We start from the raw sequence: 5,009 nt of genomic DNA, 5'->3' as shown, positions 1-5,009 counted from the left end.
CTGAAGGCGGGTGTCGAGCTTGGTCTCGCGCTTGTGGCTGAGTTTGAACGAACGGCCAATCTCGTTCTGGACAACCCTCTGCTCGGTGCTGTGTTCCGAAGCAAGCGCCGGCGATATATCCTCCGTCGATTCCCATATAGCATCATCTATCAGGTCACCGCAGAGGAGCTTCGAATTCTCGCCGTGGCGCATCACAGGCGTCGTCCCGGCTACTGGGCGCAACGGAAGTAGTACGCAGTGTCACTTCGATCAGCGATGCCCAAAACCCATCGTTCAAGCGGGACGCGCCAAAAGCGGCGTACCCCTTAAACACGTTGGGCCTGCCACCTTTACCTTAACGTTGGCCTTGATTTATATTAGGTCCATGCCTACTCCCACTGCCACTATTGAATACATGAAGTTGTCCGTTTCCGAGCGCATCCAGCTCGTTGAGGACATATGGGATAGCATTGCTGCAGAGGCACCTGATACCGTTGAATTGTCACAAGCTCAAAAAGATGAGTTGCATCGTCGCGTTGCTGCGCATCGTGTTGACCCTTCCACCGCCATCCCATGGGAACAGGTTCGATCCAAATTATTTCCGAGTAAACCCTGATGTTGGTCGTGCTCCGTCCAGAGGCAGAGCATGAGCTTCTGGAAGCGCAGATTTGGTATGAGTCAAAAGCGCTGGGGCTTGGTTTTGAGTTCGCCCGTGCCGCTGACGCGGCAGTTGCGTCAGCGCTTCGCAATCCCTTTGGGCATTTGCGCATCGAAGAAGAAGAGTTCCGGCGTGTGTTATTCCGCAAATTTCCCTACACGCTAATTTATCTACCAAGTTCGGATGAGTTGCTGGTAGTTTCATTCTTTCATCAGCACCGTGAGCCTAGTGTTTGGATAGAGCGGTTTAATAGCTGATACCCATGGAGCATCACGTTTGCGAACACATTCAGCCCAACCCTTCGTTCGAACGGGACAGCCCAGAAGCGGGCTGCCCCTCAACTTTACGGTGCGCCGGGCATGGCGCGTTACTTCATAGGTGCGAGTCCTATGGCTAGGTTTACGCAGAGCCGAGGGCAAGGAGAAGGGCAAGGGCGTTGTCGCGAGGCGGGGTCTGAAGGACGTCCAATCCGAAATTGCGGCATCCGCGCCCAACTCACGCGCGGGGGAGCGGGTGATGGCGAGCGTGACACGCCTGGTAAATGACTTGCTGAGGCTCACAGTGAATCCGCTGAAAAGCGCGGTGGATCTATCCCGACTGGGCGTCTCAGTAGTGGAAACGCAACTGAGCAATCATCAATGCATCACCTTCTATTCGATACACCATGCGATGCTCATCTGTAATACGGCGTGACCAAAATCCTGAAAGAGCATGCTTCAGTGCTTCGGGTTTGCCAACTCCCGCGAAGGGTTCACGCTGTGTCTCACGTATCAGCTTATTGATTCGCTCGACCATGCGCTGGTCTTGCTTCTGCCAATATAGGTAGTCTTCCCATGCATCGTCAGAGAAGATCAGCCTCACTTCGCCAGCTTCCGCTCAACGCCTTTACCGGCGTTCAGTTGTGCGACGGCAGCGAGAAGGCGCTTGGCGTTGGCGGGGGTACGCAAGAGGTAGGCGGTTTCCTCCAGCGCCTTGTAGTCTTCGAGCGAGAGCATCACGACGGACTGTTCTCCATTGCGGGTAATGATCAAGGGTTCGTGGTCGTCGCAAACGCGGTCCATGGCGCTGGCGAGGTTTGCACGAACGGTGGTATAGGTAATCGCATCCATAACAAGCCTCCAAATATGTACGTGTTAATGTACATATTTTACGACGACCTGTCTAGCGCGACGGTGCAGACGCCCCACCCCGCGTTCGAGAACGGACGCGCCGATCCAAAAATAATGCGCCCTACGAATCCATATAACGCATTATATAGAGTGATTTTCATCATTATATGTAACAAATTGTAACACTGTTTCACCATGTTACAATTTTTAGCCTTGACGCGATCAATTGATCTGCCTAATGTGCGATTACTGCATGATTAATAACAATTTGTTAATTGGTTATATGGTTTATTTCTGATTGATAAATTTTTAACTGCGCGCAGTGCTTCCCTTTCTTGAGGAGATAAAATGAAAATCCGCAAAGCTGTCGTTTTATCCGCAATATGTACGTTAATATCCGGCACGGCCTGGGCGCAAACCGCTACGGTCCCGCTGGACCCGGTCAACAACGCGTTAGATCCGCAGAGCCCCTTTGCTGTCCTGTACCTGCCGCAAAATGCCCCTGCACCCGTCGATCAGGTCGGCCCCACAGCGTGGACCCATGCCTATGGTAACCCGCAACATAATGCCGCCTTTCCGGTTGCCGCCAGCGCGCCGGCCTGGATTCGTGAGGGCGTACGCTGGAATTTCCCGGAGGCTAGGGCCTGGCCGTTGAGCGACCCTCATCCTTATGGGGAAAAGGTCTATGGCATCAAAGAGGCCCTGCCGGTGCAGACCCAGTTTTATGGCAATGCGCTCGGGGTCTCTGTCGTCAAGGGCGTGGTGTATGCCGAGAGCGATGACATGTTCGCCTATGCCGTCAATGCGCGGACGGGCAAGCTGATCTGGAGAACCAGCCCGGTCGCCAATACGCTGATGGGCAATCCGCTGGTGGTCGGTACGCATGTTTACCTGTCTGCCGGAAGCGTATCCTTTAACTTCGCCAACGTGATGAAATATGCCAAGCACCCAGCCCAAGCGGGGCGCGGCAAGGACATCAGCTACAACGGGATATTCTGTCTGGACCGCACCAACGGTAAACTGCTCTGGAGTTTTAAAACCGCTGGTGACGCCATGCCGACCCCAGCCTACGCCGATCATTCCCTCTTCATCAGCACCGGAGATGGCAACATTTATCGCATCCGTTCAGCGGATGGCCGGAAAGTGTGGCGTACTCATGTCGGCGGTATCGCCAACATGTCCAGCCCCATCGTGTGGGATGGAAAAGTTTACGTCTCCATGTCCGTCATTCCTGGTCTGTATGCCCTGAATGTGCAGACGGGCAAGGTATTATGGAAGGGCGAAATTCCCGGTGCCGTGAATACGGGTATGGGGGATGTGCCGCCTGCTGTGGCGGATGGCATCGTGGTCATGGATTCCGTGGCAAATCCGCAGATGATCCAGGGTAAACCCACTATGACCACCCTGGTGCGGGCTTTCGATGCGCGTAATGGCAAGGTGCTGTGGACCGATAACATGGGACGCGGACCAAGAGTGCCGGCATTCAAGGGGGGCGTGCCGATGATTCATGACCATACGGTCTATGTGGGTTCACCGGTTACGTCCGCTTATGAAGCCATTGACTTGCATACCGGTAAAGTGGCGTGGACCTGGCATGTGCCCAATCCTGGCCCGGCTGGTGCTGGTCGCGGCGCGCCGACCTACTATGATCATACCTTATATATTTCCACAGGACCGGATATTTATGCCATCGATCCGAAGAACGGGAAGATGATCCATCAATACAAGGTCGGTGGGCGTTTTGGCATCGTCAACCCGACCATAGTCGGTGGCACCATATATCTGGGCAACTCCTGGGATTGGATCAACGCAGTCCCCGTTCATGATGTAAATCCGCAATTCAACACCCATCCGTCGTAACTCAGGGAATGTTGGTAACGACCTGAACGCACCCCTCGATTTCCTGCCCTTGCGCAGGAAATCACCCATACCCTGCTATACTTCATCCTCTTTCGCGGTCGCAGATTGGCTCAGCCTGGCTGGCGAAGGTCGTGACGGAGTGATGAGGGACTGATATGCAGTCAGATACACAGGCTTGGGCCGCTGTCGGCGCGGCCCTTTATGCTGCTGATCCACAACAAAAAGTAGAGCAAGTGCGTGCCTTGCGCTGGCCGCTGGCGCCCATGCCGGAAGTCTCGGCCCCACCGCTCTCCGCTACACCGGGGCGACCGACCCATCCCCTGCTGGTGGGTCCCAAAGACTTGCCCAAACGCCGCGCCCTGCATATGCGGGCAGGCCGCTTCGCTTTGTTGCACGCGCTGGCACACATCGAATTCAACGCCATCAACCTGGCTCTCGATGCTATCTACCGGTTCGCCGGTCTACCCGATGATTTCTATCGCGACTGGTTGCAGGTGGCGCAGGAGGAGGCGGAGCATTTCGTCCTGTTGCGCGAGCAATTGCGACGTCTCGGTGGCGATTATGGCGATCTGCCCGCCCACGACGGTCTGTGGGAGATGGCCCTGGACACGGCGGCAGACCCGCTGGTGCGCATGGCGCTGGTGCCGCGTGTCCTGGAAGCACGGGGGCTGGATGTCACCCCGGCCATGCGCGAACGACTGCTGGCCGCTGGGGATGCAGAAGCGGCCGCCGTGCTGGAGCGTATTGAACGCGATGAGCGCGGGCATGTAGCGGTGGGCAGCCGCTGGTTTCGCTATCTTTGTGCGCAACGTGGCCTGGAGCCGGATAGCACCTTTAAGACGCTTTTGCAGCAGCGTTACCGAGGACGGATTCAGGGGCCGCTGGCACTGACGGCGCGGCGCGCGGCGGGTTTTTCGGAGCCGGAGCTGGATTGGTTGCAGAGTTGCGTCGGACAGCCCGTCGCCACGAAACCGGAGGCGAGGCGCCATGATTGAGCGGATACTGGGCATTGAAAGCTCTTGCGATGAAACGGGGCTCGCCTTGTATGACCGCCAGCGTGGCCTGCTCGGCGAAGTGCTGTTCAGCCAGATTGCCATCCATGCGCCCTACGGCGGCGTCGTGCCGGAACTGGCATCGCGGGACCATGTGCGCCGTCTGCCCTTGCTGCTCGACGAGCTGCTGGCGCAGACCGGCGGGCAGCGTCCTGACGCCATCGCCGTCACCGCCGGGCCGGGACTCATCGGTGCCCTGCTGGTGGGAGTAAATTTCGCCCGCGGTCTCGCCATGGGCTGGGATATTCCCGTGATCCCCGTGCATCATCTGGAAGGTCATCTGCTCGCCCCGCTGCTCAACGGAGTGGACCCCTTCCCGGCAGTCGCCCTGCTGGTTTCCGGTGGGCATAC

The 5,009-nt window shown here is 56.9% G+C and carries 8 protein-coding genes; 6 read left to right on the top strand and 2 right to left on the bottom strand.

Annotation, left to right across the window (positions count from 1 at the left end; all coding sequences use genetic code 11):
- From AC2VNK_RS03940 to AC2VNK_RS03930, 3 genes are all read left to right on the top strand, one after another.
- Nucleotides 1–231, top strand: a 231-nt coding sequence (locus AC2VNK_RS03940) for a type II toxin-antitoxin system RelE/ParE family toxin (protein WP_486882885.1), incomplete at its 5' end; no start/stop codon positions are given.
- Between the two features lie 133 nt (nt 232–364).
- A complete protein-coding gene (locus AC2VNK_RS03935; RefSeq protein ID WP_486882884.1) occupies nt 365–595 on the top strand; it encodes an addiction module protein in 231 nt (76 codons plus the stop codon).
- Complete coding sequence (locus tag AC2VNK_RS03930; protein ID WP_486882882.1) at nt 595–894, top strand: hypothetical protein; 300 nt, start codon at nt 595–597, stop codon at nt 892–894. Before AC2VNK_RS03935 ends, AC2VNK_RS03930 begins: the two co-directional genes overlap by 1 nt.
- Before the next feature lie 349 nt (nt 895–1,243).
- Here AC2VNK_RS03930 and AC2VNK_RS03925 read toward each other — a convergent pair whose 3' ends face one another.
- Together AC2VNK_RS03925 and AC2VNK_RS03920 are read right to left on the bottom strand one after the other, a co-directional pair.
- Complete coding sequence (locus AC2VNK_RS03925) at nt 1,244–1,498, bottom strand: Txe/YoeB family addiction module toxin (RefSeq protein ID WP_291509567.1); 255 nt, start codon at nt 1,496–1,498, stop codon at nt 1,244–1,246.
- Nucleotides 1,495–1,746 (bottom strand): type II toxin-antitoxin system Phd/YefM family antitoxin, encoded by a 252-nt coding sequence (locus AC2VNK_RS03920; RefSeq protein WP_035191769.1) that lies wholly within the window; start codon nt 1,744–1,746, stop codon nt 1,495–1,497. Before AC2VNK_RS03920 ends, AC2VNK_RS03925 begins: the two co-directional genes overlap by 4 nt.
- Before the next feature lie 348 nt (nt 1,747–2,094).
- On the opposite strand from AC2VNK_RS03920, the gene AC2VNK_RS03915 reads away from it, so the two are divergent.
- The 3 genes from AC2VNK_RS03915 to AC2VNK_RS03905 form a co-directional block, all read left to right on the top strand.
- Entirely contained in the window at nt 2,095–3,606 is a 1,512-nt protein-coding gene (locus tag AC2VNK_RS03915; protein WP_486882880.1) for an outer membrane protein assembly factor BamB family protein, read from the top strand.
- A gap of 155 nt (nt 3,607–3,761) precedes the next feature.
- Entirely contained in the window at nt 3,762–4,601 is an 840-nt protein-coding gene (locus tag AC2VNK_RS03910; RefSeq protein WP_486882878.1) for a ferritin-like domain-containing protein, read from the top strand.
- Nucleotides 4,594–5,009, top strand: a 416-nt coding sequence (locus AC2VNK_RS03905; RefSeq protein ID WP_486882877.1) for a tRNA (adenosine(37)-N6)-threonylcarbamoyltransferase complex transferase subunit TsaD, incomplete at its 3' end; no start/stop codon positions are given. The genes AC2VNK_RS03910 and AC2VNK_RS03905, both read left to right, overlap by 8 nt.

This window comes from Acidithiobacillus sp. TH-A35 (genome assembly GCF_057473505.1).
The sequence above is the reverse complement of the archived record's forward strand: the minus strand, read 5'-3'. Positions and strand labels throughout refer to the sequence as shown.

What these genes read in the sequence shown, in the direction of transcription:
- AC2VNK_RS03935 (WP_486882884.1), top strand. Translation starts at nt 365, where the DNA reads ATGCCTACTCCCACTGCCACTATTGAATACATGAAGTTGTCCGTTTCC.
- AC2VNK_RS03930 (WP_486882882.1), top strand. Translation starts at nt 595, where the DNA reads ATGTTGGTCGTGCTCCGTCCAGAGGCAGAGCATGAGCTTCTGGAAGCG.
- AC2VNK_RS03920 (WP_035191769.1), bottom strand. Translation starts at nt 1,746, where the DNA reads ATGGATGCGATTACCTATACCACCGTTCGTGCAAACCTCGCCAGCGCC.
- AC2VNK_RS03915 (WP_486882880.1), top strand. Translation starts at nt 2,095, where the DNA reads ATGAAAATCCGCAAAGCTGTCGTTTTATCCGCAATATGTACGTTAATA.
- AC2VNK_RS03910 (WP_486882878.1), top strand. Translation starts at nt 3,762, where the DNA reads ATGCAGTCAGATACACAGGCTTGGGCCGCTGTCGGCGCGGCCCTTTAT.